Origin of the sequence: Vampirovibrio sp., from assembly GCF_041737375.1 — a bacterium.
In the GTDB taxonomy this organism is placed as follows: Bacteria; Cyanobacteriota; Vampirovibrionia; order Vampirovibrionales; family Vampirovibrionaceae; genus Vampirovibrio.
Genome location: NZ_JBGSRV010000019.1, coordinates 20,115 through 46,617 on the forward strand (window position 1 = coordinate 20,115; position 26,503 = coordinate 46,617).

Consider the following 26,503-nt stretch of genomic DNA (forward strand, 5'->3'; position numbering starts at 1 on the left):
GAGCGTTACTTTTACAACTTGTACTATTCCTTTAAAACCTTTGTATATAGGGGCCTCTCTATCTCTTATTGGATTAGGGATATTAATCTGCTACAATTGTTTTTCACTTGTTCCAGTTGCAAAAGTAGTTGTTACAAGTCTTCACCATTTGTACAATCATATTGTACAAGTAGTATTTAGATCAAGAGGTAATTCTTGTGAAAGAAGTAGAACAAGTTGTACAAACAGAAGAACTAACCTCACAATCTCTTTCAAAACTTGCACAAGCTGAAGATGAATCCATTCAATGGATGGATATGGAAGCCTTTGCCAAGGCGGCAAATAAAACGCAGCAGGGTGTTTCTTACCTCATGAACAAAGGACGTCTCAAGGAGTTTAGAGATGAAGGTAGACGGATAAAGAAAACAGATAAGTGGTATCTTGATGCCTCTCTTGTGGAACTTGTGAAGACTGAAAAAGCTTTAAAAACAGTAGGTGAGGTCGAGGCCTTAAATAATCAGCTTCGGAGCGTTCAAACTGCACTTGTCAAGTACCGAGATTTTGAAAACAGAATTGAGATTTTAGAATCTGAGAACTCACAACTTTCACAACAAGTACAAGAGCTTTTGCAATCAACTGAAGAGAAACTTGCTACATTACAGTTCGAGAAAAATTCTCTTGAGGAGAAGGTTGAGCAACTTGCACAAGTGTTGGAAAGTCAAGTTACCAAGCCTTGGTGGAAGATTTGGTAGTCTAAGCTTTACCTTATGTAAAGTTCATGCTGCCCATAGACAAGCAATGGGAACGGCCCATAAGTTTTCTCCAAAGGCCACAGTTTGCTCCCCAGTATGCAGCACAATTCCCACGAAACGGGCTGGCTGATACTTTTCTCGAAACCAGCGTAGGTGGGTAAAGTGTCGGGATGAGAGATTGGCCCCTGCTTTCACTTCAATGGCCAAAATAGCCCCATTCTGCCCTTCAATTAAAAAATCTATTTCATGGCGATCCCGATCGCGGTAGTGATAAAGCTGATAATCCCGTCCCAAGGTGTCAACTTCCGAAGCAAGTTGGGTGTAAACGAAGGTTTCGATGAGCTTACCCAAACGGTCATCCGCAAAACGACTTTCCGCTTCTTTCCATCGCAAGGTCGCTGCCAAAAGGCCGGTATCACTCATAAAAAGCTTATCCTGCTTGCCAATCCGGGCATAATCGTTGTTTGACCAAGCCGGTAATCGGTCAAAGAGGTACAGGGCTTCTAGCAAATGGATGTAGCTGCTCAAAGTGGGCCTCGCCAGCTCCAGAGAAGTACCAATGGCAGAGAGATCCATCAGCTTGCTAGACCAAGCGGCCAGCGCTTGAACCAACCGACGCATTTCATGGCGGCGCTTGATTTGGGTTATATATTGGACATCCTTGTCCAGGAGTGTATCTAGATAATCCCCATACCAATCAGGCCGGGCGCGTTGGGGTAGTCGAACGGCTTCGGGAAAGCCCCCTTGAAAGGCCAAAGACACAATGGCGTCTTGGTCATACTGCTTATCGGGCTTGAAAAAATCCTCTTCAAAGGCCCCTTGAACAAATCTAGGGGGTTGTTCCAGTAATTCGCCTTGAGTCAATGGGCGTAGACGAAGTGTCCGAATCCGTCCTGCTAGGGATTCGGTGACATTGGGTAAGGCGTTGAGGCTGGCAGAGCCGGTCAGAATAAACTGGCCCGGTCGATCGTCCTCATCCACTTGCATTTTAATGGCGGGGATGAGGCCTGGCTCCTTCTGGATCTCGTCAATAATCAGGCATCGCCCGGTATGTTTGAGAAAAGTTTTATAATTAGCGCTGGCCGCTTTAAGCAGTAAATCATCGTCTAGGGTTCGGTATTCGGTATCTGCCCCGGCAACGCGTTTTGCCAAGGTAGACTTCCCGGTTTGGCGCGCTCCAGTCAGCAAAATGACGCGTCGCGTCGTCAAAGCACTCTGCAAGTTGGTCTGCTGCCATCTAGGATAGAACGGATTTTGAGGCAAAGGTAATCCCTCTAGCATCCAAAAGGACCACTATAAAAATATCACTATTCTGAAGCTAAGAATAGCGCAATATGTAAAATAAGGCTAGCGTATTTCGGTAATAATTTATCTGGGTAGTTATCCACAATCTTCTGAAATGTAAGTCCCTGCTGCCAGACAGGGTAATAAAGCGGCCTCGTCTAACAGGAGCATCTCTGACTTGATAGTAGGCGTCCAAACTTCTTCAATTTTAGTATTAGCAAGCCTGCAAAAGGAGTAGCAGCAAATTATCAGGAGAGGTTTGCTTGTGATGGGATTTACCGTAGACCCAGCACGGGCCCTTCAAGATGGCATAAGCCGCATTAGTTTTTGGCTATCCTCAACTGTTTTTCGGGATTTTATCGCTCACAGTTCCTTTTACCAGGGCTTCGCCCTCGACAGGTCAAGGGTAAAGGCTTCGCCCGGCTTCTCGCGTCGCCGCCCTTGACCCGTCTCACCCGATAGTACGCCAGGAAGGGAGGTCGGCACCAATTGACCGGCAGTTAAAAATTAAGGAGTTGAACCCATGAGCCAAGTGATCCTTTTTCCCATCCAGCAAGCCCCTAGCATTGCCCAGCAACCACCCGTTTTCAAAGCGTTTCCTGACTATTCGATTCAGTATGGCAGCAAGTATGAGCGCGGCCTGGATGTGGCCGAGATTGCCAAGCGAGTGCGGGCGGAACTAAAGGCCCAGGTCAAAGCCAAACAACTGCCAAAGGCCAGGGTACGCTTTTGCCATCAGCATCCCGCTGAGAATCCTTTAAACCTGCCACGCTTTACAGAAGCAGGGCAAGCGTTGATTAAAGGCGTTGAGGCGATTGTAGCCGCCTATAACTATGACGGTAGCGATACGGCCAGCGACTACTGGAACGTGAATTTTTACAGCAGTGTCTTTTTTGCTGGCTCTTTTGAGCAGGCCCAGCGGGCGCTCATTTTGGAGTGGATGGAGTAAACACCCCGCCCGCGGCCTATCGGCCAGATAGGCCGCTACCTTCCCTTTTGAAAATCGACATTTAATGAAAGGTATTTTTAAAATGAACTCAGCAACCGATTCCCAGCGCATTGCCGCCCTGAATGACACGTTTCGGCGGTCTTTTTTAGGCGGCCAAGTGGTAATGACCCCAGGGGTGCAATCTTTGGATAGTAAGCAACTGCACGCCCTGATCTACGCTGTTCAAGGTTTTGATACGTTTAATGAGGACAATGACCCTTATCAGGAGCATGATTTTGGCACCGTGACGATTCAGGGCCAGCAATTCTATTGGAAGATAGATTGTGTGCCGCAGGCACTAAAGGAGGACATTCTATGAATTGAAACCTTTGGGCATAAGCTCTAGGGAAGATGAAGGCAGGCCCTTCGGAGTCAGCTTTCAGGAGCGGGCTTCAAACCACCTCAAGCGGCTGCTGTAAAGAGCAGTGGTCGTGAGCGTTGAGGAAACGTCGAGCGAGACTCGGCAGGTAGGAATCAGAAAGACGAATAAACCTGAACCATTGTTGACGTGTCGTAAACCAGAGAATGACACCAAAAACCGGAAGCGAGTCTATCTTCCGGGATAAGTCTACAGGTTACCTGATTACGGTGTAGGTGGTGTCCGGCATATAGATGGCGTGATTCTGATTCGGGCTTCTCTAGGGAACTGCGGGAACCAGCGTTCTTGATGTAAAGGGAGAAATCCAAGCAGCCGAAACTGTGAGGATGAGAGTACCGAGGCAAGGCGTTGGGGCGGAGCAGCTCGTAGTAGTGATGAAGTCCTTGTAATGAGGATGGAGCGAAGGGGCTGCGTTTAGGCCGTTGAATCGAAATACAACTCGAAAGAGGAGGATATTTTGAGTAAGACAAAACCCTTTGCCATACCAAAAGCACTGGTGGTAAAGGCTTATGAACTGGTTAAAGCCAATAAAGGGGCTGCTGGTATAGATCGGCAGTCACTTTCTGACTTTGACAAGCACTTGAAAGATAATCTATACCGGATATGGAATCGATTATCGTCAGGCAGTTACTTTCCGCCTGCGGTAAGGGCTGTGCCAATACCGAAGAAGCAGGGAGGTGAGCGTATTCTGGGGATACCTACGGTATCCGACAGAATTGCGCAAATGGTGGTCAAATTGATGTTTGAGCCGACTGTTGAGCCACACTTTCATCCTGACTCCTATGGTTACAGGCCGAATAAGTCGGCATTGGATGCCATTGGTGTGACTCGTCAGCGTTGCTGGCGGTACAACTGGGTGATTGAGTATGATATCAAGGGTTTGTTCGATAATATTGATCATGAGCTCCTGATGAAGGCGGTCCGAAAACATACGAGCAATAAATGGGTGTTGCTTTATATCGAGCGGTGGTTAAAAGCCCCGATGCAGCTACCGGATGGGACTTTAGTAGAAAGAACCCAAGGAACGCCGCAAGGGGGTGTAATCAGCCCTGTTTTAAGCAATCTGTTTCTGCACTATGTGGTGGACGCCTGGATGAGTCGAACCCATCCCAAGTTAAAGTGGTGTCGTTATGCAGATGACGGTTTGATACACTGTCGAACAGAGCAAGAGGCCCAGCGACTTCTCGCTGAGCTGAAACAACGGTTTGAGGTGTGTAAGTTGGAACTGCATCCAACGAAGACCAAGATTATCTACTGCAAAGACGCACAGCGGAAAGGAACCTATCTCCAGACGGAATTTGACTTTCTGGGATACACTTTCCGGCCTAGGCTGGTGAAAGGGAGCAAACGAAATCAATTATTCGTGGGCTTCAATCCAGCAGTCAGTAAGGCGGCGTTGAAGTCGATGCGGGCATTGACACGAGACCGGGATTACCGGAATCAAGCAGATCTGGAGTTGCAGGATATAGCGAACATGGCCAATCCAGTCCTGAGAGGTTGGATTGCATACTATGGGCGCTATTCCCCCTCTTCTCTATACCCTGTTTTCCGGCATTTTAACTGTACCCTGGTGATGTGGGCAATGCGCAAGTACAAACGGTTTAGACGCCGAAAGACACAAGCAGCAATCTTTTTGGAAAATATTGCCAAAAGGCAGCCTGATTTGTTTGTCCACTGGAAACGAGGCATGGTCGGGGCGTTTGCCTAAATGGGAGCCGTATGAGCCGAGAGGTTCACGTACGGTTCTGCGAGAGGCTGGCGGGGAAGTTCCGCTGGCCTACTCTCCATTATGCCCCCTCGATGCAAGAGGGAAGCGAAAACCCGGCTGATCCACAGCAAACCCGGCGTGTGCTGACCCTCATGCAGGCCCAGGAATACTAATGTTTTGCCCTGCCCGCTTCCAGGCGGGCAGGGGTTTTCCTTGTTGAGACTGAAAGGAATGATGATGAATAACCCCTATCCTAGATATAAAGGTTTTTCAGCCCGTGTTGCGTATGCAGAATGCAGGCTTACCAAGCTCAGTCAAGATCCGCATTGCCTTATTTTCACCAGGGCCTTTGATAATTGTTTTGAGAATGGGGATGGGGACGCCGTTGTTTTTGCCCTAATGCAAAAATCCGCCCGAAACCCTTTACTGCTAAAGGGTATTGAGCAATTGCAGGATGGAAAGGTTCCACCGCGCTGGTTGGAGCTATTCAATGGGGCGTCTGGTCAGATGGGTCTATTTGAGTGAGTGCCCATCAAAATATTTTCACCCCGGCCAGAGGCCGGGGTTTCTCTTTCTGGTGGTCCACTTTTTGATTACCAGTGCGACGTGAAAGTCGCGTCCGTTATTGTCTCAACCGAACGAAAGGAGGTCAGAGAGACCGATTATTTCCTTAATCGTAGCCTACCGAAGCAGGCGGGGCTGGTAACGGCCTGGTCTGAAGCCTTCGGGACAATGTAGCCCTTTGTAAAAGAAGGAAACACTGTAAGGTGTTTTCAACGGCCACTAGTATCGTGTGGCCAGGGCGCTAGGCTGGATGGGAGGGTCAACTCAGGTGAACTGTCGCAAACCTCGTAAAGAAAGGCAAGCCAAAGATACTGACAGGCTTGGACCAAAAGGTACGTGGTCGGTTATCCGTCTTGGCAATACGGATACAGGAACAAGAGCGCCACCGGGGTAAAGGACAGGGCCTAATCCATCCGTGTAACTGACGCGGAACACGGTAAACCCATATCGCTGCTTGTAAAAAGCAGGCTGACCGTAAGGAAGGCTGCTAGCGATGTGGGTAGAGGATACCGGAAAAAGCGAATGCCAAGTTGTAATGACTTGGATAGAGTCTGAAACATTGCCTCACGCGAAAGCGAGCCCACTTCCGGTAGGTCTTTCCGGGTGAAAGAATTTGGAGAATCTTTGCAGAATGGAAAGCAAATGAACACGACAGTGTGTGCACCATCCCACCCAACCTCACTCTGGAATAGTATCGACTGGACCAGAGCGGAAGCTGCGGTGAAAAGACAACAAATGCGTATCGCCCAGGCAACCAGGGACGGCAGATGGAACAAGGTGAAAGCCTTGCAACACTTGCTAACTTCCTCCTTCTACGGCAAAGTTCTTGCCGTGAAGCGAGTGACTGATAATCGTGGCAAAAACACGCCAGGAGTGGATAAAGTCACTTGGTCCAGCGCCACGGCTAAATGGAAAGCCATTGAATCGCTTCAGACACACGGCTACCGGGCCAAACCCTTACGCCAGGTGTATATCCCTAAAGCCAATGGAAAACGGAGACCGCTGGGTATCCCAACGATGAGAGACAGGGCCATGCAGGCCTTATACCGGCTAGCCTTGGAACCTGTTGCGGAAACTAAAGCAGACCCTGATTCCTACGGTTTTCGGCCTGAGAGATGCACGGCTGACGCCATTGCCGCATGTTTCAATATGTTTGCCAAGAAAAAGTCAGTCCAATGGGTACTTGAAGCAGACATTCAAGGCTGCTTCGACAATATCCACCACGCCTGGCTCCTGGAGCATATTCCGCTGGACAAACGAATCCTTCGACAATGGCTAAAAGCCGGTTATATTGAAACCGGAAGATGGCAGCCAACTCAAGCCGGAACACCTCAAGGTGGTATCATCTCACCACTCTTGGCGAACATGGCTTTGGATGGTTTGCAGAAAGAAATCGAATCGCGATTTCGGATTCCCTCCCGCAAAGAGCCCCGTTTTCGAGTGATCCGCTACGCGGATGACTTTATTGTGACGGGTCCTTCGCTAGCGACCTTGGAACAGGATGTTAAACCCGCCGTAGAAGCCTTTCTCAAGGCCCGTGGCTTGGAACTCTCACCCGAGAAAACCAAGATTACGCATATTGACGTGGGTTTTGACTTCTTGGGACAGAACGTGCGCAAGTACAGAGGGAAGCTGCTCATTAAACCGGCGTTGAAAAACCGGCGGGCTTTCTTGAACAATATCCGAGAAACTGTCCGGACCTTGCGACAGGCCAAGACGGAAACGGTCATTGAAGCCTTAAACCCGAAAATACTGGGTTGGGCCAATTACCACCGGCATATTGTGGCTAAGAAAGCATATCGCTTTGTCGATAATGTGATTTTCCATATCCTCAGACGCTGGGCAATCCGACGGCACCCCAACAAGAGTGCTGCCTGGGTTTTACGGAAATATTTCAAGAGCGTGGGAACACGCAATTGGGTATTCTCAGTGGTTGTGCAAGGAAAAGCCGGACTAAGGCGAATCAAATGCCTGCGACTCTCAACGGATGTGGCCATTCGGCGGCATATTAAAATCCGCTGTAGGGCTCACCCGTTTGACCCTGCTTTTACTTTATACTTCCAACAGCGCCAGTCACGAAAAACCAGAAGGTTACCGGCTCTCCCCAAAGAGAGTTTGTGAACGGCTTGAGCCGTATGCGGGGAAACTCGCACGTACGGTTCTTAGGGGGCGGGGGTGCAGCAATGCACCCTTGCTACCCGACTTTTTCCAAACTGACCAACATCTCAAAAATGACCAAAGCAAAATAAACCGGCTTATGCTACAGAGTCAGTATGAACCAAGCGTTTCGTTTTTTAATCACAGCAATGATTGCCCTGATCCTGTTTATAGGACAGGGGTTAGCTGCGTTTTCAGCCGAGAAAATGGCTTGCTGTCAGCACAATTTTTTGAAGGGGATTAAACCAATCCAACCCCTCTCATCGGAAGTTCAAGCTTGCTTTTGCGATACCGATGGCAAACAGGCTTTGGCCAATGACGCTTACCCCGCTCAATCTCTGAGTCATCAAGAATAATAAGGTTATTGATTTCTAATTTAAATATAAGAGAGCCATTTTTTTCCTGATTTAGCCTTTATCTCAGTAAACCATATAACCAGAGGATAAGTTGCCAGCAGCGTTAATCCTGTAATGAGCCAAACCATCCCAATATGAGGAACACTGTATTTTACTCCATCTGGTATGGTCAGGAAAAACCGGGTTATATGGCAGGCAGCATGCAAAACATACAAATGAATAATGTAATAAAACATGGGAACACGCCCAAATTTTAATAAAATATTGCCGACCATTCCCGCCGACGTTTCAAAATAGCGCAACAGTAATAACGCTGGGCCTAGAGCCATAAGGCTAAACAGGAAAGAGGGCGGGTACTTGGTAAGATTCAAAAACGACATGACTGTTTGTACGGGGCTTTGTGGACTGATTACAAATGGATTCAATTCGCCATAAACGTTTGTGGCCCTCAAGCAAACAAAAAGGCCAATTAAGCCCAGGCCCGTCCATGTAAGTAACGATTGACGTTTTTGAGGTGAGAAATCGGGCGTAAACAGCTTTCCTGCCCAATAACCCAATGCGATAATTCCAATCCAAGGCAGAAGCGGATACGAGGTTCTGACTTGTAAGTAATCCGTTAGGGGCATCCAATTTCGGTGGTAAAGGATAGACCAGAGCGTATTGGCAAAACTTCCATCGGGAAAAATCAATTCAGGAAGCAGGTGTTGAGCCATCACTAAAGCCAATGCGATTCCAACCATCGCCAGCACGGGTAGCCATATTAGCCCGGCCAAGCAAATCATACTGAGGCCTATCACCCAAATGACCTGAAGGTAAAGCTTTTCAGGTGGAAAAGTAAAACTCCAAGCGAAATTAATAACAGTAACTTCCAGCAGAATCAAAATCAAACCTCTTTTTAAAAGGTGGAATGAGAGTGCTTGCTTGGTAATGCCTGTTTTTCTGCCATATAAATAAGCCGATACACCGGCCAGAAAAACAAAGGTGGGGGCGCAAAAATGGGCAATCCACCGGCTTAAAAAGACCTCCCAGGGCACGACTGAAAGATCCATGGGATCTGCAATCGGAATCGCTTTGAAGAAAAACTCACGGGCATGATCTACAGTCATTATGGCGATTACCAGCCCCCGCAAAATATCAATGCTTAAAAACCGGTTATTGGGCTGCATTCCAAAACCTCAACAAAAAACAATTAAACTTTGATTCAGTGACAAATGTGAGTTCAGTTTGATAACGATAGCCGGGATTTCCTATTGGCTTTCCCAGCCTTTAATACAGCCATCAGCATCGCCTGCGATTAACATGTTGTCGTCTGAACTCCATGCTAATTGACTAATTTCAGCCTCATGCTGAGCGATTTCCAGCGGCACCTCAATCATTCTGGGATGCCAAAGAAAGATTTTGCCGTCCTGACAACCGCTGGCCAGCATATCGCCTTGATGCTGGAAGGCCAGCGCCATGATCAATTCCACATGGGCTGAAAGAAGCAAAGGGGTTGTTCCGGCCGGGCCTTTGCCGGAGAAGTTCCATAGGGTCACATCCTGGCTCCCGCCGGTCGCCAACAAACGACTGTGGCGATCCCAGGCTTGCACGGTGGGCTTCACCGGATAACCTGGCATCTGGACGTCCTGCCCGTTTTTCGCTTCCCAAACATGAACGGTGGAATCCTGAGTGGCGCTGGCGATAAACTGACCATCAGGACTCCAGAACAGCCTTAAGCTTGAGCCCTTCCATTGGAATTTACGGACAGGTTTTGACGCGTCCAGCTTGAAACGTCGCAATCCATTGTAACTGGTGGTCGCCAACTGATCTTTCAAAACCGGGTGCCAACCCAATCCGGCAATGGTGCTGTCATGGGGTTCAAACGCTTGCACCAGTTCACCAGTAGAATTCCAGATTTTAAGGGCTTTCCCGGCAGCAGTGGCCAAAAGCGATTGATGCGGGGACCAGGCCAACAAGTCAACCCAGGGCGCACCACCATCGCATTCGGCAATGATCTCATACGTTTGAGCATCATAAATACGCGCTTTGCCATCCTGTCCACCGGTAGCGAAATACTGACCATCCTGCGACCAGCCGCCGCAGAGCATTCCCAGTTGATGGGCCTGCCACCGCTTGAGAAGGTCTCCCGTGGCACCCTGAATCAGCAGGGCTTCTCCACTGGCTGAGCCAGCTAAGATGCAAAGGCTTTCGCTTAGCGCTTTGGGAGAGTGTGCCATGGTATTGACGTAATCATCCAGATTAACAGACCAAACTTGTTTGAGCCGTTTTACTTGGATGCCAGTTGGGGGGCTTTGGCTAGACATGCTTTAAATCCTTGCACTAATTCACTACGGTTTAAATTGCGCCCGATAAACACCAGTTGGTTTGTTCGGGACTCGTTTTCATTCCAGGGCCGATCCGGTTGCCCGTCAAACAGCATGTGGACACCTTGAAACACAAAACGGCGATCTTCGCCTTGAATATTCAAAATGCCTTTCATGCGAAAAATATCGACGCCCTTTTCCCGTAGTAACGTTCCCATCCAGGCATTCAACAACTTGGAATTTAACTCCCCCGCAATTTCAAGGCCCACGGAAGTAACCGAATTGTCATGCTCATGACCAGGGTTAAATAACAGTTCAAGGGTTGGATCGACTCCCTCATTTTGGCTATTCACCATATTCATGGCAAATTCAATCGGCTGATGCTGCGTAAACAAAGCATAGGTGCCCGGTTCCTCCACCCGCATGTTGAACTTTTTAGAGCCGGGTTGCGCCAGTTCCAGCGTCAGTAATTGTCCGGCGGGTTTAAAGGTATCCTCTCCGGGTTTAACGCGAAGTGGCGGCTCCGAAAAGCGATGGGCAATCTCTTCCTGAATGGCGCGAATGGCTTCTTCACCGGCTCCTTCCACTTTGAGGGTCATCAGGTTCATAGTGGGGTCTGGCCCCTCTTCCAATTGAAATTGATAATAATCGGGTTTTAACTCGTATAAACCCGCCCATTCAAAGGGATATTCGGTTTCCAGAAAAGTAGGGCGAACCGTTAAGGCTCGATCCAGCGCAAAGCCACCCACTTCCAAAATTTTCTCCATCTCAACCGCGGCATCCTGAGTTTGATAGATTTTAGCCATGGCGTTCATGGCGCGAATGCGGGCTTCCAGTTGCACCAATTCATCCGGGGTGACCAAATCCACCTTGTTCAGCAGAATCACATCGGCAAAGGCAATCTGCTCTTTGCATTCCATGCTGGTATCAATATGCTGCCAGACATGCTTGGCGTCTACCAGAGTAACGATTCCATCCAGACGAAGCAGCGCCTTGATTTCATCATCCACGAAGAAAGTTTGGGCCACAGGAGCCGGATCGGCCAAGCCGGTGGTTTCGACCAGAATATAATCAAACTGGTTTTTGCGGCGCATCAGGTTTCCGAGGATGCGAATTAAATCGCCTCGCACGGTGCAACAGATGCACCCATTGTTCATTTCAAAAATTTCTTCTTCCGCGTTAATGACCAAAGCGTCATCAATGCCGATTTCCCCGAATTCATTTTCAATGACGGCAATACGCTTACCGTGATTTTCACTTAAAATGCGGTTCATCAACGTGGTTTTGCCAGAGCCTAAAAAGCCGGTCAGAATCGTCACGGGAATTCGTTTGTCGCTGGAAATAGGGAGATCACTATTAAGCGTCATGGGATACCTCCTGAGGGGTTACAGTCAATTGCGGGCACAGTTTTTCAAGATCGTTATAAACGATGGGCTTGGTCAAAAGTTCAAACATGGTTGCGCCTTTCATACTCTTGATTTAACTGGATATTACTTACTCTTCAGGCAGCAAGCCCGCTTGCGCCAAGCTTGCTGGTTTCAATCCTTCTGTCCGGCGGCCATCAAATATTTTTTGGCCATTGCGTAATAGAACGGTTCTTTGAATCTGAGTGGGTAACTGTTGCCATTCATGCGTGACCCAAATGACCGCAATTTTGCGGTGGTGGGTCACGGTTTCCAAAACCCGAATTAACTGGCTGGCAGCTACTGGGTCTAAGCCACTGGTCGGCTCATCGCAAAGCAACAATTCTGGCTCAACGACCAGGGCCGAGGCAAAAGCCACCCGCTTTTGCTCTCCAAAGCTGAGTTGTTGGATGGATCGGTGGGCCAGATGAGCAATCCCCAAAGCTTCCAACAAATGATAAGACCGCTCACAGGCTTCCTGTTCAGAGACGGCTCTTTGTTTAAGGCCCCAAATCATATCCTCCAAAGGCGTAGAACCTAATAATTGCTCAGAAGGCTCTTGGCCAACCAGGGCAATCCGGGGGTCTACCCGTTTCAAAAGGACACTGCCTTTCATTTCCGTATCAAATCGGGTCACTACACCTTGGGTGGGCTGATATAACCCGGCAGCGGTTTTAAGTAAAGTGCTTTTACCCGAACCGTTTGGGCCTAATACGGCTATCCATTCACTGGCTTCCAAGGTCAATGAAAAATTGGTTAAGGCTTGTGGTGCGGTTGTATGTGGATTCAAACTGACAGAGACATTCTCAAAGCGGAGCTCCGTTTTTGGTTGGATAGGCAGGACTTCAATACGCTCTAAGTCGTCAGGATAAGCGCGTAACGTGCGATTGTCTTCCGCGCAAACAGCCTGATCATAAGCCTGGCTAGAGGCGCTGGCCAACAATAAACCCAGATTGGACACCTTGTTTTTAGTGTCTCCCCCAAAACCACCCCGGAGGGTCAAGGTGGCGTAGATTTGCTCCAGGGAGTGAAATGCAGCAAGGCCACTGTTGATCATTTGATCCGCAAACTCAACCAGCAATTCAGGACAATGGAGATTTCGTAAAAATCGCTTGAGTTCCGGCCAACTGGCTTGGCTGCCGAACCACAGCCCCCAACAAAGCCCGATGTTTAAATGTAGACTCAACAAGATAGCCCGATGAAAATCCTGCGTCCAATAACCCATTAAAACGGTCAAGAGAGCGATAAAACTTTGACTTCCCAGCCAAAGCCAAAACCGTTCTTTCAGGCCAGTGGCGCAAATCAAGCTGGTAATGCCAGTCAACATCAAGGGAACCAAGACCAGAAGCTCTTGGTTCAATCCATTGATTACCAGCACAACGCCCAGCAAGAAAACACTTCCCGCCACGGGCAATCGGCTTGGACGGGCATCCTGAAACAGGGTGTCAACGGGTTCAAGATGCATGGCTGTTTTCCTTTTTGCAGCCCTGGAGCTTGCTCCAGTTCAGGCCCGTCAAAAGTCCCGCCAAAAATCCACCCAGAAAGAAGACGGTCAAAGCCAATTCACCTTGCGTCAAATCAATCCAGGGAGCCATGTTACTAACACCTGCCTGAATCGCAGCCTGTTCCAAAACAGTTTCATCCAGCCCGGAAAAAGCGGCTCCGAAAGCAAGCGGAGAAAAACCAAATAAAAGCAAAGTTAAACCAGCAATGGTGCCAACTGTTTTTATCTGAACATTGGATGGTTGAGTCAACCCTTTCAAACCGTTAAAAGCGGGCAGTTTTTTCTGAAGAAACGCGATGAAATAGGCGCTCAGCAAACCTTCCAAAATCGCCAGAGGGATTTGCGCGGGGGCGAACCCCAAAGCAATTCGAGAAAACCAGAAGTAAAAACCCTGTTGCCCTGATAATGCCTGACCCACAATAACCGCATCCAGCAAATAAACCGATAAATCACCCAGAAAACAGGCCAGCGCAATGGAAATCCATTGAGGTAGGGAGCAACGCTTTAACCCTGTAAATACGCCAATGGCTATCAAAGGCCCGGTGACCGCCAGCGTCAAAATATTCGCGCCCAAGGTGGTGATACCTCCGTGGGCAAAAAACAGGGCTTGAATAAGTAGCGCCAGAGCTGTAGGCAGTACCACCCGCCAAAAACCTAATAAAATCCCAAGTACAGGGGTGGCGCACATATGGGAAGTCACCCCTAGCATTGGAACTGGCAGTGGGAAAAGTGTAATGGCGAAAATCAAGGCACCCGCCAGATTTTGCAAGGCTTTTTCCTCACTCGTGCCATATTTCAGGAGCTTTTGCAGTTTTTGAAAACTTATTATCAGAAGTGGGGAGCTTAATGCGCCATAGACTAAGGCTTGAGGGAGTGGCAGCATGCCTTCGGCAATATGCATGAATAAAATTCCTTTGTTTTAGAAGCTTTGAACTGAAAGGGGAACGTCGCATTCCTGTTTTTCGAGATTGCAGCGGTCGCAAAGACCAAACACGTTAAAGTTGCTGTAATGAACCTGAAACGCCTCTCCTAACTGCTCCGACACCAAGGATTCCCAAGGAGAGAGAGCAGGAAATGCTAAAATCCGAACCCGGTTACAATCCGTGCAAACAAAGTGCGCCTGTTGGTTTCCGGGTTGCCTGAGGCTATAGCTGGCCTGATTTTCATTAAAATAGAGGGGTTTGATCAACCCGGCTTTTTGCAGGAGGTGAACCGAGCGGTACACACTGCTCATGCTGACTTCCCGTAAGGTGGACGGGCGATTCAACCAGTCATAAACTTGCTGAACCGTTGCATGGCTCAGATAGTGCAAGGCATCTAGTACCAAAGGCAAGGAGCGGTTTTTACGGCGAAGAGTCTGCATTGCTCCAATCCACTAAATCGACAATGATAATCATTTTCAAAGCTGTGTGAGTAGAATAGCACCTACATTTAATATTGCAACATTATTGCTTATGCTTATTGGATTGGCTGGGTTGCTTGAGGCGATTTTGGGAGGGAAGGCTTGGCTGGATTTGAGACAGGAAAATATGGAACAGCAATGCTAGCGGGGGACGTTTGGTAGAATGGGCTATTTTGAGTGACGGGGTATGGATGACCTTTCAAAAAAGCCTGGAAAGCAGTCGGCAGATTCAGTTGACTGTCCACCTTGGATTTCAGCGCTGCTACAACAGGCAAGGCTTGGCTATAATTGGTTCCCGCCGTACCCGCCAGGAAGCCAGAAATGCCATAAAGCACCTGAATCATCGATTCGACGGCACGCACCCCACCTAGATAAAGCGCTGAGGGAACATCATCCAGGTGCAGAATGCCGTCATACCAGTGAATGCCCCGTTCCCCAACCGTACCGGACAGCCAGCCCTTGTTTTGCTCGGAGCCGGTTGCACTGGACTGATTCGTTTGGCGTTGAAACAGGCCGGGACTTTCATGCGTGGTGGGCCAGTGGAACAGCTTGGACAGGCCGGCGTTTATGCCATTGGACACCCAAGCCCCACCCACTACGCCAGCAATCAACCCGCCAATGACCCCCAGGGTTTCGCCTCGGCTCTCGAATTTGAGCTGGGCCAATTCTCTCAGCGCTTCCGGTTGATGAACAACATCTTGGGCATGCTCTTTGAAGGCCGGACCAAAGACACCCCGCACATACTGATGAATCGCCTTTTTATTAAACGGTCCTTGCTGGATCAGGCGCTGCAAACCTTCATTGTATTCGTGCCATTTCATGCCTTTTCGCACTGTTATTTGCGACAAATGAAGATTTAAAGCGTTCAACAGATTTTTGGGGTAAGCCTTGTGTTCATGAAAGATTCGCTCAATATCACCGGTCAGTTGGGTGGGAATCAAGGCCAAATCGTCTTTGGGACGCTTGGCCATTTCCAAAAGCCCGTTGCGGGTATTCTGGATCATTTGAGATTGCAGCTTGGGCAATTGCCAGAGCTTGGAAACCGTGGCTTTGCCCAACTTGGAAAAACCCAGAATGGCGATGGTGCAAACCGTGATATTGCCCAAAAACTGAAATAGCCCTTCCTTGATTTTCACCGGCCCGGTTTTCCCCAAACTTTCCCCGTTAAGCTTGTCGGCGATCAGGCCAGCGGGAATCCCCCCCAGAAAGATGGGAATGGCCGATAAAAGGCTGAGATCCAGCGCCCCTTGCAGGCCATGATCATGCAAATCCGCTTTAAACAGAAGCTTCAAACGATCTAGGGGTTTTCCTGGAAAATATTCATCCGCCCCATGGACATGGGATGAGCCGGGTTGAAATTTCTTGAACCGGCCAAACAGGTACTTTAAGCCGTCTTCAATCTGATGCAGCATCCATTTGGAAGTCTGCGTCCGGTTGACCAGATAGGAGGCCAATATGCTGGAAGTGGCGATGCCGCCCAAAACCAAGCCGTCCCGAACCAACACTTTCCGCTTGCTTTGGGTATCCGGGGCTTGTTGATAGTCAAAAACGGAAACCGCCAGCCCCAATCCTGTCCCCATGAGGGGCAGGCCAATCCGGCGCAGAGGGGCTTGGCGCAGAATGGATTCCCTGGCATCAATCTGGGCGATGCCATGCAGGATGCGGTTTTTGGTTTGCGAGATCGGGTTGATGGTTGGCATGGTTGCTTTCCAGAATCATAGCCTTGATTTCTTCGCAGTTTATAGTAACCTTCTCAATATTGCAACAGAGATGCAATAAAAATCATAAAACCGAATCCCAAGTGGGTTAGAAAGAACATCATCATGTTGAATACTTCAATGCCAACCGCCATGCGGAATAACTTTGCCAAACCGTCCAGCTTGAAAGCCAAATCAAATCAAAATCCTCAGTTTGGTATGACCGCTAAAACCCCTACTGAAAAAGAGAAACAGACAGCGGCCCGTCTGGAAAATCATGGCAGTCAAGTGATTGCGGACAAAATTAAAAACGTCTGGAAAATCATTTGCCACTGTGGGCATCAAATTTTAGGCCGCTCTGGCGGGGATTTAAATGACATCTCCGATCAGGCGGACGGTCACAAACATTAAACGATAAGGAAAAGGCACGCTTTAGTTCTAAGGCGTGCCTCTCTCAGTCATGAGCCAACCCGTTCATAATCTAAAATTTGCGGCCACCAAACGCTATGATCAAATCACCATGGCCGATATGGGTTACACGGCCCCGGATGCGGCGCAAAAAATGCCCATCTTTCAGGATGTGTATTTTCCGCATCAAAATAAATTAAAAAATATTGAAACCAGTCTTGCGTTTCAGCAAAAACAAATTCAGGCGAGAATGCTAGTGACTTTAACCGAGTTAGCGCGGCAACAGTCCGTCATCCCTGAGTTGGCCCCAATTTTTCAAGATTTAACAATAAAAGCAACGGGGATAAACCAGGCATTATATACTGAAATCGCCTTAGGGCAAATCCAAAAGGCTCAAACGCTCATTCAAACAGCGCAGCAGCAAGGTAAAATCACGCCTGAGCAGGCTGGAGCCATGACCCAGCCCTTGCAGCAACTACAGGCCGATTGGCAGTTTTTGAACTTATTACATTCGCATGGGTGTTTACAGGCAGATGGCTTGATTCGATATAACCCGCTGGTGTTAAGCCCCACTGCTTTATTGAAAGATCAGCAGGCCAAATGGGAAACGCCCATAGCGGATGTGGCTATTATTGGTGGCGGACCTGCGGGGTTGAGCATGGGCATTCACGCCACCCATTACGGCTTAAAAAATGTGCTGTTTGAGGCGGGGCATGTGGGGCAAAGTTTTTCGGATGCCTTGGCTCAACCTGTTCATAAAATGAGGACTTCCGCAGGGTTAAGTTCCTTGGTGTTTGGCATTGCTCTTAGTAAAGAAAAGGGCGAGGAACCACCAGCTTTGGCAGATGAGTTTAATTTTAATTATGGTGAAAAGGCCAAAGACAAACTCAGGCATTATAGGGCTCAAGCCATTGCCGCTAGAAAAAACATAACCGCAACCGTTGGCAGGGATTTTAAAACCACTCCCATTACAGCGGAAGAGTTTGCTGAATTTGACAACGCTGACATTCTAAACAATCAAAAGTATCAACCCAGCACCCAAGGTGGTTTTGCGCGCGCCGAATTTTTTCAGCATATCGATGACGTGGCCAATAAGCTTCAACAACCTAAAAATGGCACCGTGACGGATAATAGCACGCTGACCGAGCAGGCTCCCATTCAGAGCGTGCAAAAGCTGACCGCTCAGGACTTGCAAAACCCGGACGGCATTATTACCAAGTATCAGAAACTATTACCGCCTGATGAATACAATCAACTGGCGGCTCAACTGAAAATGGCACTCCCCAAAGAAAAAGAGCTTTATCTGATCACCGGCAGAAAAGGCCATGTGCAACTGGCCCGAAAACTGGTGGTATCCACCGGCCTAGTAGGAGAAGCTGGAGAAAATGGCAGACAGCCACAAGTATTTAAAACGTTGATGACCCAGAACTCAAAAACAACGCTGGGCCTGTGGGGCCAAGCAGACATGCTCAACAACCGGGAAGATATGCTGACCAATCTCAATGCCTTAATTCAAAAGCAAAGTTTGCCCAAACAGGTTTTCACCAAGGAAACCCAACTGGGGCATCCCGATATGCGTAAAACCATTGCCTTGCTACCTGCGGGTACCCGTTGCGCGGTAATTGGAAGCGGTGAATCCGCCGCCAAGTCAGTGATGGAACTCTTTAATCTGAATCCGAACATCAAGGTGGATCTGTATACTAGCCAGGAACTGGAACCATCTCCTTATCAAATCCCTTTTAATCATGGCAAGTATGCCCGACCGGCAATTTATAACCAAAAACGGGCGGATGAGTTCAGGGAACATATGGAGCGCAATTTTGGAACGCCCATCACCGATCCTACGTTTGCGGACTTGCAACACGAGCAAAACGTCACCAAGCGCTTGCGGGTGATTAACCTGAAAAAACATTTTGATCAAAATACGGTGGTTCTTAAACCAACAACCGGAAAACTACCGGGCTTTCAGGTCTATCGTACCTATAACCGGGTGATTACCTTTTTGTTTAACACTATTCCAGGGTTAAGCAAGCTCTGGAAACCCACTTCTAAAATTAATGGCGTAGTGGTCTCCGCCGGTGGGTATGATCGGGCCAGCGGTAAGAAAAGCCCCTTGTTTCAGGATTTGCTGGCTAAAAACTTATTGGCCTTGAAGCCGTCAACCTGGTTTCGGAAGAATAAATTCGCTGAAGTGGCGCTTAATCAGGAAAACCGTTTGACCAGTGGGCGGGATTCCAGTCTTTATTTGTCGGGTCAGGCCAATGGCGGGCTGAATACGGATACCACTATCTTTGGCAGCGCCTTTCGGAATTATGAAATTACCCAGCACATCCGGGACGGTTTTAATGGCAGGGAAATGCTTTGCTTTAACAGCGATTCCCGCTTTCTTCAGCAACCGCAACTGGAAGCGATGCTTCGACTGGCCATCTTTCAAACGACTGATCTCTCTGAAAAGAATTTATACAGTACGATTCAAAAAATCACTCAAGAAAACGATATGCCACCCGATACAGTGGTTTATGGCGCACTGCGGCTTTCTTCAACGGGTCAGGTTCTTAATAGCGTCAATAATATCAATCCCACCCAAAAGCTGAGTAACTTGCAGGACGTGGAAAAGCTGGTTAAAAAGCAACTGGGTCCCTTCCTGAGCGTACCTGGCTTCCCCAGTGATACCGATATTCCGCCGCCGCAGGCCTTATACTATTCCGCTTTTCGGCAAAATTTACTCAACGGTCAACAGATTCTACTATTTTTGGGTTCCCGATATGCGCCCAACAGCCGTATTACCCCGAGCGATTATGAGGGAAACGTTCCCTTGCCGGAAGAAGCAGAAGAATCTTCTAAAGATTAATCCAGACTATCTAGTGTCAGCACAATGCGCTTGGAGGCACAACCTTCCATCGCCGGAGAACGGTGGATGATGCCATTGCCGTGATTATCATGTCCGTCAAAGGATTTCCAGGCTTCGCCTTTTAAAAGACCCACCTCATAAGGCTGAAGCGATTGAATCACCGCGTCTGGTCTGATTAACCCTGAATTTTCATCGGACTGTCCTTGAGCGATATAACCCAATTTAGAGCGATCCGCATGAACATTTTCCAGCCATTGCGTACCCGGCCCATCATACGTGCAAATCAACCGGATACCGACTCGATCCACATGAAAGCCGGGACACATGGCCTTATTCATTGAAAGTAGCCGAATGCCCACTTGATTGGTATCCACCAACAGTCCATACAAATCGATTAATGAGGTAATGTCCTGAATGAACTTTTCATGGCCTTCAAGTGCCATTGCTGAAGCGGGCATGACCTCTGATAAAGCATCTTTCACCCCATCGGTCAAAGTGAACGATTGCTTGAGGTGAAACTCAACCTGATGGCGGGCCTGATGAACAAAGTGGCTCAAATCGCTTGAGACTTGCCGCTTTAAAATACCGATATTGTACTTAGGCTCAAAAATACGGGTTAAATGCACCACTTCAGAAACCCGAACCGCTGATGATTTCTCTATATTCAGGGGGCTTGCAAGTGACATGGGTTCCCTCAATGATTTTATAGTACGACCACTCCCCATCATAGTTTACCTTGCATTATTTTGCAACTCTATTGCATTAAGTTAAACAGTCTCTAAAATAAGAATGGTTAGCGTGTCTTGTAAGGATGAGCGTATGTCAGGGGTTATCAACTGGAGTCTATTTGCCATTGGGGCGCTGGATGCTTTGGAGCCGGGCCATGGAAAAGCCTTGATTAGCAGCTTTATTGCCGGATCGAACGCCAAAATCAGGCATATTCTCCTGCTTGGCGTTGCGAGCGCCGGGATTCATACATTCTTGAACGCTGTTTTGGCTTTGATCTTATCAAAGTTCGCTCTCATCTTGTTTAAGGACGCTTTTTTGCAAGGGGTTCAATTGAGTTCAGGCATCCTGATCTTGGGAATGGGCTTGTATCTTTTGGTAAAAAGCCTTGGCGCTAAAGCTTCCCACACTCAATGCTGCGGCGGGAAGCATGCCGGTAAAGGTCATTCAGTTTATTCGCCTGAATCCTTGGAAACCATGACCACGCCAAAATTATTATTACTGAGCCTGGCCGGAGCCGCCCCTTGCCCTATCGTTTTGATGGCGATGGTTTCAGCCATTAGCGCCAGTAAGGGCTTTGAAGCATTCTGGGGGGTACTGGTATTCAGTCTGGGAATGGGCGCAGTGCTAACGGGCATTGGCTTATTAACGTATGTAGGGACGCATTATTTGAATGTCCACTGGAAAGCAAGTCCTGACCATTTACTTCGACTCAGGCAGGCCAGTACCGTATTACCTATTTTGTTGGGCTGTTATCTCATTTTTAAAGCCTTCTTTCCGGCAGCCGTGGAAACCGAAAGTTTTTCCCTGCTTTACACAGCCGCAGGCAAATAAGCAATAAAAAGCTGGTAGCCATTTTGACTACCAGCGGAACTACGGATGTTAATCGTTTCGGGTATAGGGTAAAATCGCGTTTTGACGGGCCAGTTTAACGGCTTTAGCCAACTGCCGTTGCCAATAGGCGCTGGTTCCGGTAATTCGCCGGGGCAAAATCTTACCGTTGTCTGATAAAAAGCGCTTCAATAAAGAACCATCTTTAAAATCGATCAGCTTGAAATTATTTTTAAGGAAAAAACATTCCTTCTTTTTAAAATCACGGGCCATTTTCAAAGTCCTTTCAGCGCCTTAAGCCGTTATCAAGGAAGGTAAAACGCTTTCAGGGCTAGCGTCAACCTCTTCTAAAATAGCCTCATCATCGGGTTCAGATACCATGTCATATTCAGGAAACGGATCTTCAAATTGCGACCAGCCCGCTGGGCCTGACGCCATTTCCTCATTAGTCAGGAGACAGGCTTCCAGGCGATCGAGTAAATCCGTCTGGTTCATATTCATCCCAATAAAGACGATTTCCTGCATGCGATCCCCATAGGTTTCGTCCCAGTGGGCTGTAATTTCATTCCGCGTTTCTACGTCCTCCGGCCACTCTTCCTGAGGCACCGTGGCCCACCAGGGGCTGTGTCCTTCAATTCGGCAAGCGCCGCCTGCCTGGGACCACAACATGGAATACTGCATCCGGCTGGCCAGCCAAAACACCCCTTTAGAGCGTAATACGCCTTCCCAACCCTCGTTCAGAAAATCCCGGAACCGTAAGGGGTGAAACGGTTTACCTGACTTGTAAACAAAACTGGAAATCCCATACTCTTCTGATTCCGGGATATGTTCTCCCCGAAGTTCTTTCAGCCAGCCTGGCGCTTCAGAGGCTTTCTCAAAATCAAATAGGCCGGTATTCAAAATCTCAGTTAAAGGGACTTTCCCAAACGTGGTTTTAATCAGTTTTGCATCGGGATTCAGGCGGTGCAGGATGCTTTCCAGTTTGCCCAAGTCCGTTTCACAGACTAAATCCGCCTTGTTGAGCAGGATGATATTGCTGAATTCCACTTGATCAACCAGCAAATCGACGATGGTGCGGTCATCGTCCGCACCCAGCTCCAGGTTTTTATCTTTGAGATCCAGCCCCTCTTCATAGTCAGGCAAAAAGTTAAAGGCATCCACAACCGTCACCATCGTGTCCAAATGGGCCACATCCGATAAACTTTTGCCGTCTTCTCCGTTAAAGGTAAAGGTTTCAGCCACCGGCAAAGGTTCAGAAATACCCGTGGATTCAATCAACAGGTAATCAAACCGCCCTTCTTGGGCAAGTTTATTGACTTCCAGCAGTAAATCCTCCCGCAACGTGCAGCAGATACACCCATTGCTCATTTCTACCAGTTTCTCATCCACCCGATTCAAGACGGCGGAACCGGCCTGAACCAGTTTGGCGTCAATATTCACTTCGCTCATGTCGTTGACGATGACCGCAACCCGCAGTCCTTCTCGGTTGTTCAAGACATGGTTCAGTAGGGTGGTTTTCCCGGCCCCCAAAAAGCCAGACAGCACGGTAACAGGGAGTTTCTTCATGGATTACTATCCTTCCAAAATCAGTATCTCAAACGTTCAGATGAAACTTTGTTGCAACATTATTGCAACTTGATTGCATTACATCTATACTGTCTTTAGAAGCCAATGTCAATTACGTCAAGAAAGTTGAGATCGCATGTTTGAGCCTACCCTCAAATCAGCCTACGAGTCTGGCGCAGAGGTCATTGTCCAATTGAAGCATTATTGCTGCGAGCAATACAAAGGTCGCATTCTGGAACTATCCGACAATACGTTCAATCTGTTCCATAGTGGCCCTGATGGCGGCATGTTATGGACTTTTCAGCTCAAAGATATTGCGTTTTGCGGCTTGGTGGTCGAACTGCCCAATTTGGCGGAAGAGGCCAGCCGGACTCGCAAGTATAAAACTGAAGTTTCAGAGGGGGATTAAGCGAGCAATTTAAATGGGTTTCTGTTCAATTCAATATAATTAAAAGAGGTTCTAATTCAATATGAGCGCAAAGTTGTTTGTCCGTAACTTAAGCTGGTCGGTCAGCGAGCAGGATTTATACGATCTGTTCAGCGAAGTCGGCGTTGTCCTGTCAGCCAAGATTCCCACCCGCCGTGAGGACGGCAAACCCCGTGGGTTTGCCTTTGTGGAAATGGCTTCGATGGCTGAAGGGAATGAGGCCGTACAATCCCTTAATGGCCGCCTGCTTTATGATCGTGACATTGTAGTGAGTTTCCAGGATGAGAATGTAGGTGGTAACGGAGGCGCACGTTCAGGCGGAAGTCGTTCTAGTGGAGGCACTAGTACCAAAAGTTCCAAGCTCTTTGTCCGTAGCCTGAGCTATTCAGTGACAGAGGATGATTTGCAAAGCCTGTTTCAGCAAGTGGGCTCAGTTATTTCAGTGAAAATTCCCACGGATCGCGATACTGGCGAGTCCAAAGGCTTTGGCTTTGTGGAAATGATGTCCACCAATGAAGCAGAACAGGCCATTAACACGCTGAATCAGGCCCCGCTGAAAGGTAAATCCATTGCGATTGACTATCAGGACTCTAACCGGAGCAGTAGCAAGCCTCGTGGCGGCGGCAACGATTATAACCGGGGCGGTTACAACAATGACCGTTCTGGGGGGTATTCCAACCGCTGGTGATAATGGATTCCAGTTGGCGGCTCATTGCAGTATCATGATACTGATAAAGGACATTGACACCAATGAGCAAGTATAGCGAACAAGCCATTGCCATTCTCAAACAGAAAGGGTTTCGGATTACCCGACCCCGGATGCTGGTTTTAGAGCTTCTGGATCGGACTGAACGAACCCTTTCTGCCTATGAGATCAAAGATATACTCGATGAATCCGGGGAAAAGGTTGATACCGTCAGTGTTTATCGGATTTTGGAATGCCTTGAGGAGAATCACCTGATTCATCGCGTGCTTTCCTCTGGCAGGGTGATGAAATGCCATTTAGAGCATGAGCAAGAAGATCAGCAGGAACACTTGATTATTTCCTGCCAAGGTTGTGGCTCGATTGAAGAGATTCAGTTCCCAGAGGTTGATAAAATCATTCGCAGTATTGAAAAATTATCGACTTATAAAATTCAAAACCACAACTTGGAATTCTTTGGCCTCTGCCGCCAATGTGAGTAAGGAGCGGTTTTAGGCAAGCGGGATGTGACTTTTAGCGTTAAATGTCACCCTAACGCTTCTTGGTAACGGCCGTTAAAACTTTAAGATGGTTCATTACGCAATGTAAATCGGTCACATCCCTTGGAGTGACTTGCTATAGCAGGATTAAGAATGTTTTAATAATTGCATGGGTTTAGCCTCGCTTACTATAGTGCTGAGGTTGTAAGGCAACTAAACTTCTTTACCGTAATAGTTGGGATTAAAAGAGGCGATTCATGAGACTGATCGAGATGAGAGTGCGGAATTTTCGCACTATTAAAGGTGGAAACGTACGAATATCGTTTGAAGGTTCAGACATCATCTTCCTATTGGGACAGAATAACGCTGGAAAGTCTACGCTGCTCAGCGCCTATGAACTGCTCATCAATCCTAAACACAAGCCAAAGATTCATGACTTTTACGGACACAAGGCGTCAGAGCCTATCATTATTGAAGGCCTCTTCCGTAAGGAGCCAGGTGACGATGAAGCGTTCGCTGATAATGGTCTGGACAAATGGGTTGATACGGATGGGTTACTGAAATTCAAAGTGGAATGGACTACTCCTGATCAGGTTGGTCAAAAATATACATTCGAGCCTGCGAAGCAAGAATATGCTAAAAATGGCTTTGGGGGCTTGGACACCATTTTCATGCATCATGCCCCAACACCGATCCGTATTCCAGCAATGCCATCAATGGATGAACTTTCTAAATGGGCATCAGATACCTTTAAAACTGTTGCGATCAAACTAATGGCTGAACAGGAGCATGATACCTATCAGCAGGCGTTGGAAAAAGTGCGCGCACTGGAAGAAGCCATGCTCAGCCAAGAGCATATCTCCGCACTGGTCAAACGTTCCAATACCCATTTCTGTAAAGTGTTTCCTGATATCGAATTACAAGTCACCCCAAAGGACGGGCAAGAGTTCGACCTCAGCAAACTGTTTGACAAACGGTTCGATCTCGGTGTCAAGGATAACCGACTGCCTACTCTAGATCAACACATCACCTCCCAAGGGCACGGGGTAATCCGTCTTGCGATGTTTAACGTCCTTGGGCTGCTCAAGGATCTCGACGGAAAAACGGACAAAAAAGCCTTTCTGCTGCTGTTTGAGGAGCCGGAAATCTACCTCCATCCACATAAATTGCATTTGCTCCGGCGTTGCTTGTATGAACTATGTGCAGATTCACCCTTTCAAGCCCTTTGCGCTTCCCACAGCCCTGCTTTGATTGATATTTCCAGGCCGCATACATCACTCGTCCGAATTGCCCGCGATAGCAATGGAATTACCCGTAGTTATCAAATTGGCGAAGACGTATTCCAGTCAGATGATAACCGCAAACAACATGTCCAAATGGTCAACCGTTTCAACCCGCATATCTGCGAGGCCTTTTTTGCCGATGAGGTGGTGCTGGTTGAAGGTGACACCGAGACAATCGTGTTGCGTGAACTATTGGAAAAGCATGCGCTAGAGCGAGACATCTTCGTTCTCAACACGGGTTCCAAGAACAACATTCCATTTTTCCAGGAAGTGCTGACGCACTTCAGGATTAAGCAGCACGTCCTTCATGACTGTGATTCAAAATACTTGCCAGCCAAGGAAGGAGGAAAGCCCCGTAAGAATTCGGCTTGGGTACTCAATGACTCAATCTGGCAATGGGTCGTAAAAGCGCAAGAAATAGACACAGGCCTTTCCAGACGCTATGTTTTTGGCCGTAATTTCGAGTCCGCGCATGATTATGTATTTGACCCTGACAAGGGCAAGCCCCTGTCCGCCTATGAGTTTGCAAGGGCATTGACACTCAATGATTCTGGTCAGCCGGTTATTAACTTCCTGCTCCAAATTCTGAATAATAAGGGACGCGAGTGCGAATTCACCCCAGAGGATTTGCTGGATATTCTCGAAAAGACTGAGAAAACCCAGATCAGTATGACCATGATTTCTACAAACTCCGAATCCACTGAGACATCGGCCTAATCCCATTTTATTGCTTCGATGACCTCCTGCTCGGTT

General features: G+C 48.0%; 23 protein-coding genes and 1 pseudogene. 13 read left to right on the forward strand and 11 right to left on the reverse strand.

Translation table 11 applies throughout. The features are described 5' to 3' along the window. Positions 1-197: 197 nt before the first annotated feature. Positions 198-731, forward strand: coding sequence for a hypothetical protein (locus ACEW81_RS12820; RefSeq protein ID WP_373533391.1), 534 nt, complete (start codon positions 198-200; stop codon positions 729-731). Between the two features lie 24 nt (positions 732-755). On the opposite strand, the gene ACEW81_RS12825 is transcribed toward ACEW81_RS12820, so the two are convergent. Continuing rightward, positions 756-2,012, reverse strand: coding sequence for an ATP-binding protein (locus ACEW81_RS12825; protein WP_373533392.1), 1,257 nt, complete (start codon positions 2,010-2,012; stop codon positions 756-758). Between the two features lie 526 nt (positions 2,013-2,538). Between ACEW81_RS12825 and ACEW81_RS12830 the strand changes: the two genes are divergently transcribed. The 5 genes from ACEW81_RS12830 (at position 2,539) to ltrA (ACEW81_RS12850) (ending at position 7,775) form a co-directional block, all read left to right on the forward strand. After that, positions 2,539-2,964, forward strand: coding sequence for a hypothetical protein (locus ACEW81_RS12830; RefSeq protein ID WP_373533393.1), 426 nt, complete (start codon positions 2,539-2,541; stop codon positions 2,962-2,964). An 82-nt stretch (positions 2,965-3,046) separates the two neighbouring features. Then, positions 3,047-3,322 carry a DUF3768 domain-containing protein gene (locus tag ACEW81_RS12835; protein WP_373533394.1) on the forward strand — a complete coding sequence of 92 codons (276 nt, stop codon included), beginning with the start codon at positions 3,047-3,049 and terminating at the stop codon, positions 3,320-3,322. 517 nt (positions 3,323-3,839) lie between these two features. Continuing rightward, the gene (gene ltrA, locus ACEW81_RS12840; RefSeq protein WP_373533395.1) at positions 3,840-5,090 is read left to right on the forward strand and encodes a group II intron reverse transcriptase/maturase; all 1,251 of its coding nucleotides are present in this window, start codon (positions 3,840-3,842) and stop codon (positions 5,088-5,090) included. A gap of 11 nt (positions 5,091-5,101) precedes the next feature. After that, positions 5,102-5,263: a DUF3768 domain-containing protein gene (locus tag ACEW81_RS12845; protein WP_373533396.1), complete on the forward strand. Its 162-nt coding sequence runs from the start codon at positions 5,102-5,104 to the stop codon at positions 5,261-5,263. Between the two features lie 1,033 nt (positions 5,264-6,296). After that, on the forward strand, positions 6,297-7,775 hold the full coding sequence (gene ltrA, locus ACEW81_RS12850) for a group II intron reverse transcriptase/maturase (protein ID WP_373533397.1): 1,479 nt from the start codon (positions 6,297-6,299) through the stop codon (positions 7,773-7,775). Positions 7,776-8,187: 412 nt separating this feature from the next. On the opposite strand, the gene ACEW81_RS12855 is transcribed toward ltrA (ACEW81_RS12850), so the two are convergent. From ACEW81_RS12855 to ACEW81_RS12885, 7 genes are all read right to left on the reverse strand, one after another. Then, positions 8,188-9,333 (reverse strand): acetyltransferase domain-containing protein, encoded by a 1,146-nt coding sequence (locus ACEW81_RS12855; RefSeq protein WP_373533398.1) that lies wholly within the window; start codon positions 9,331-9,333, stop codon positions 8,188-8,190. An 81-nt stretch (positions 9,334-9,414) separates the two neighbouring features. Then, positions 9,415-10,470, reverse strand: coding sequence for a WD40 repeat domain-containing protein (locus tag ACEW81_RS12860; RefSeq protein ID WP_373533399.1), 1,056 nt, complete (start codon positions 10,468-10,470; stop codon positions 9,415-9,417). Continuing rightward, positions 10,434-11,837, reverse strand: a complete 1,404-nt coding sequence (locus tag ACEW81_RS12865) for a CobW family GTP-binding protein (protein ID WP_373533400.1) — start codon at positions 11,835-11,837, stop codon at positions 10,434-10,436. The genes ACEW81_RS12860 and ACEW81_RS12865 overlap by 37 nt, the downstream gene beginning before the upstream one ends. Before the next feature lie 127 nt (positions 11,838-11,964). Further along, on the reverse strand, positions 11,965-13,338 hold the full coding sequence (locus tag ACEW81_RS12870; RefSeq protein ID WP_373533401.1) for an energy-coupling factor ABC transporter ATP-binding protein: 1,374 nt from the start codon (positions 13,336-13,338) through the stop codon (positions 11,965-11,967). Continuing rightward, positions 13,328-14,278 (reverse strand): energy-coupling factor ABC transporter permease, encoded by a 951-nt coding sequence (locus ACEW81_RS12875; RefSeq protein ID WP_373533402.1) that lies wholly within the window; start codon positions 14,276-14,278, stop codon positions 13,328-13,330. The genes ACEW81_RS12870 and ACEW81_RS12875 overlap by 11 nt, the downstream gene beginning before the upstream one ends. A gap of 18 nt (positions 14,279-14,296) precedes the next feature. Further along, the gene (locus ACEW81_RS12880) at positions 14,297-14,740 is read right to left on the reverse strand and encodes a Fur family transcriptional regulator (protein ID WP_373533403.1); all 444 of its coding nucleotides are present in this window, start codon (positions 14,738-14,740) and stop codon (positions 14,297-14,299) included. Between the two features lie 95 nt (positions 14,741-14,835). Then, on the reverse strand, positions 14,836-16,479 hold the full coding sequence (locus ACEW81_RS12885) for a hypothetical protein (RefSeq protein ID WP_373533404.1): 1,644 nt from the start codon (positions 16,477-16,479) through the stop codon (positions 14,836-14,838). Between the two features lie 123 nt (positions 16,480-16,602). On the opposite strand from ACEW81_RS12885, the gene ACEW81_RS12890 reads away from it, so the two are divergent. Both ACEW81_RS12890 and ACEW81_RS12895 read left to right on the forward strand, forming a co-directional pair. After that, positions 16,603-16,887 carry a hypothetical protein gene (locus ACEW81_RS12890; RefSeq protein ID WP_373533405.1) on the forward strand — a complete coding sequence of 95 codons (285 nt, stop codon included), beginning with the start codon at positions 16,603-16,605 and terminating at the stop codon, positions 16,885-16,887. A gap of 610 nt (positions 16,888-17,497) precedes the next feature. Continuing rightward, positions 17,498-17,600: pseudogene (locus ACEW81_RS12895) on the forward strand (FAD-dependent oxidoreductase); the annotation flags it as partial. 2,131 nt (positions 17,601-19,731) lie between these two features. Here the strand turns inward: ACEW81_RS12895 and ACEW81_RS12900 are convergent. Then, positions 19,732-20,421, reverse strand: a complete 690-nt coding sequence (locus ACEW81_RS12900) for a DUF1826 domain-containing protein (protein WP_373533406.1) — start codon at positions 20,419-20,421, stop codon at positions 19,732-19,734. Between the two features lie 133 nt (positions 20,422-20,554). Between ACEW81_RS12900 and ACEW81_RS12905 the strand changes: the two genes are divergently transcribed. Further along, positions 20,555-21,295 (forward strand): hypothetical protein, encoded by a 741-nt coding sequence (locus ACEW81_RS12905; RefSeq protein ID WP_373533407.1) that lies wholly within the window; start codon positions 20,555-20,557, stop codon positions 21,293-21,295. Positions 21,296-21,343: 48 nt separating this feature from the next. On the opposite strand, the gene rpsR is transcribed toward ACEW81_RS12905, so the two are convergent. Beyond that, positions 21,344-21,565 carry a 30S ribosomal protein S18 gene (gene rpsR, locus ACEW81_RS12910; protein WP_373533408.1) on the reverse strand — a complete coding sequence of 74 codons (222 nt, stop codon included), beginning with the start codon at positions 21,563-21,565 and terminating at the stop codon, positions 21,344-21,346. 21 nt (positions 21,566-21,586) lie between these two features. Next, positions 21,587-22,858 (reverse strand): zinc metallochaperone GTPase ZigA, encoded by a 1,272-nt coding sequence (gene zigA, locus ACEW81_RS12915; RefSeq protein WP_373533409.1) that lies wholly within the window; start codon positions 22,856-22,858, stop codon positions 21,587-21,589. A gap of 136 nt (positions 22,859-22,994) precedes the next feature. On the opposite strand from zigA, the gene ACEW81_RS12920 reads away from it, so the two are divergent. The 4 genes from ACEW81_RS12920 (at position 22,995) to ACEW81_RS12935 (ending at position 26,467) form a co-directional block, all read left to right on the forward strand. Next, positions 22,995-23,267 carry a hypothetical protein gene (locus ACEW81_RS12920; RefSeq protein ID WP_373533410.1) on the forward strand — a complete coding sequence of 91 codons (273 nt, stop codon included), beginning with the start codon at positions 22,995-22,997 and terminating at the stop codon, positions 23,265-23,267. 61 nt (positions 23,268-23,328) lie between these two features. Then, entirely contained in the window at positions 23,329-23,973 is a 645-nt protein-coding gene (locus ACEW81_RS12925; protein WP_373533411.1) for an RNA recognition motif domain-containing protein, read from the forward strand. A gap of 62 nt (positions 23,974-24,035) precedes the next feature. After that, positions 24,036-24,470, forward strand: coding sequence for a Fur family transcriptional regulator (locus ACEW81_RS12930; protein ID WP_373533412.1), 435 nt, complete (start codon positions 24,036-24,038; stop codon positions 24,468-24,470). A 254-nt stretch (positions 24,471-24,724) separates the two neighbouring features. Beyond that, positions 24,725-26,467: an ATP-dependent nuclease gene (locus ACEW81_RS12935; protein WP_373533413.1), complete on the forward strand. Its 1,743-nt coding sequence runs from the start codon at positions 24,725-24,727 to the stop codon at positions 26,465-26,467. Positions 26,468-26,503: the final 36 nt, after the last annotated feature.

What these genes read in the sequence shown, in the direction of transcription:
- ACEW81_RS12825 (WP_373533392.1), bottom strand. Translation starts at nt 2,012, where the DNA reads ATGCTAGAGGGATTACCTTTGCCTCAAAATCCGTTCTATCCTAGATGG.
- ACEW81_RS12930 (WP_373533412.1), top strand. Translation starts at nt 24,036, where the DNA reads ATGAGCAAGTATAGCGAACAAGCCATTGCCATTCTCAAACAGAAAGGG.
- ACEW81_RS12900 (WP_373533406.1), bottom strand. Translation starts at nt 20,421, where the DNA reads ATGTCACTTGCAAGCCCCCTGAATATAGAGAAATCATCAGCGGTTCGG.
- rpsR (WP_373533408.1), bottom strand. Translation starts at nt 21,565, where the DNA reads ATGGCCCGTGATTTTAAAAAGAAGGAATGTTTTTTCCTTAAAAATAAT.
- ACEW81_RS12935 (WP_373533413.1), top strand. Translation starts at nt 24,725, where the DNA reads ATGAGACTGATCGAGATGAGAGTGCGGAATTTTCGCACTATTAAAGGT.
- ACEW81_RS12880 (WP_373533403.1), bottom strand. Translation starts at nt 14,740, where the DNA reads ATGCAGACTCTTCGCCGTAAAAACCGCTCCTTGCCTTTGGTACTAGAT.
- ACEW81_RS12845 (WP_373533396.1), top strand. Translation starts at nt 5,102, where the DNA reads ATGAGCCGAGAGGTTCACGTACGGTTCTGCGAGAGGCTGGCGGGGAAG.
- ACEW81_RS12865 (WP_373533400.1), bottom strand. Translation starts at nt 11,837, where the DNA reads ATGACGCTTAATAGTGATCTCCCTATTTCCAGCGACAAACGAATTCCC.
- ACEW81_RS12855 (WP_373533398.1), bottom strand. Translation starts at nt 9,333, where the DNA reads ATGCAGCCCAATAACCGGTTTTTAAGCATTGATATTTTGCGGGGGCTG.
- ACEW81_RS12875 (WP_373533402.1), bottom strand. Translation starts at nt 14,278, where the DNA reads ATGCATATTGCCGAAGGCATGCTGCCACTCCCTCAAGCCTTAGTCTAT.
- ACEW81_RS12890 (WP_373533405.1), top strand. Translation starts at nt 16,603, where the DNA reads ATGTTGAATACTTCAATGCCAACCGCCATGCGGAATAACTTTGCCAAA.
- ACEW81_RS12860 (WP_373533399.1), bottom strand. Translation starts at nt 10,470, where the DNA reads ATGTCTAGCCAAAGCCCCCCAACTGGCATCCAAGTAAAACGGCTCAAA.
- ACEW81_RS12925 (WP_373533411.1), top strand. Translation starts at nt 23,329, where the DNA reads ATGAGCGCAAAGTTGTTTGTCCGTAACTTAAGCTGGTCGGTCAGCGAG.
- ACEW81_RS12835 (WP_373533394.1), top strand. Translation starts at nt 3,047, where the DNA reads ATGAACTCAGCAACCGATTCCCAGCGCATTGCCGCCCTGAATGACACG.
- ACEW81_RS12905 (WP_373533407.1), top strand. Translation starts at nt 20,555, where the DNA reads ATGTCAGGGGTTATCAACTGGAGTCTATTTGCCATTGGGGCGCTGGAT.
- ACEW81_RS12920 (WP_373533410.1), top strand. Translation starts at nt 22,995, where the DNA reads ATGTTTGAGCCTACCCTCAAATCAGCCTACGAGTCTGGCGCAGAGGTC.
- ACEW81_RS12830 (WP_373533393.1), top strand. Translation starts at nt 2,539, where the DNA reads ATGAGCCAAGTGATCCTTTTTCCCATCCAGCAAGCCCCTAGCATTGCC.
- ACEW81_RS12885 (WP_373533404.1), bottom strand. Translation starts at nt 16,479, where the DNA reads ATGCCAACCATCAACCCGATCTCGCAAACCAAAAACCGCATCCTGCAT.
- zigA (WP_373533409.1), bottom strand. Translation starts at nt 22,858, where the DNA reads ATGAAGAAACTCCCTGTTACCGTGCTGTCTGGCTTTTTGGGGGCCGGG.
- ltrA (WP_373533397.1), top strand. Translation starts at nt 6,297, where the DNA reads ATGAACACGACAGTGTGTGCACCATCCCACCCAACCTCACTCTGGAAT.
- ACEW81_RS12870 (WP_373533401.1), bottom strand. Translation starts at nt 13,338, where the DNA reads ATGCATCTTGAACCCGTTGACACCCTGTTTCAGGATGCCCGTCCAAGC.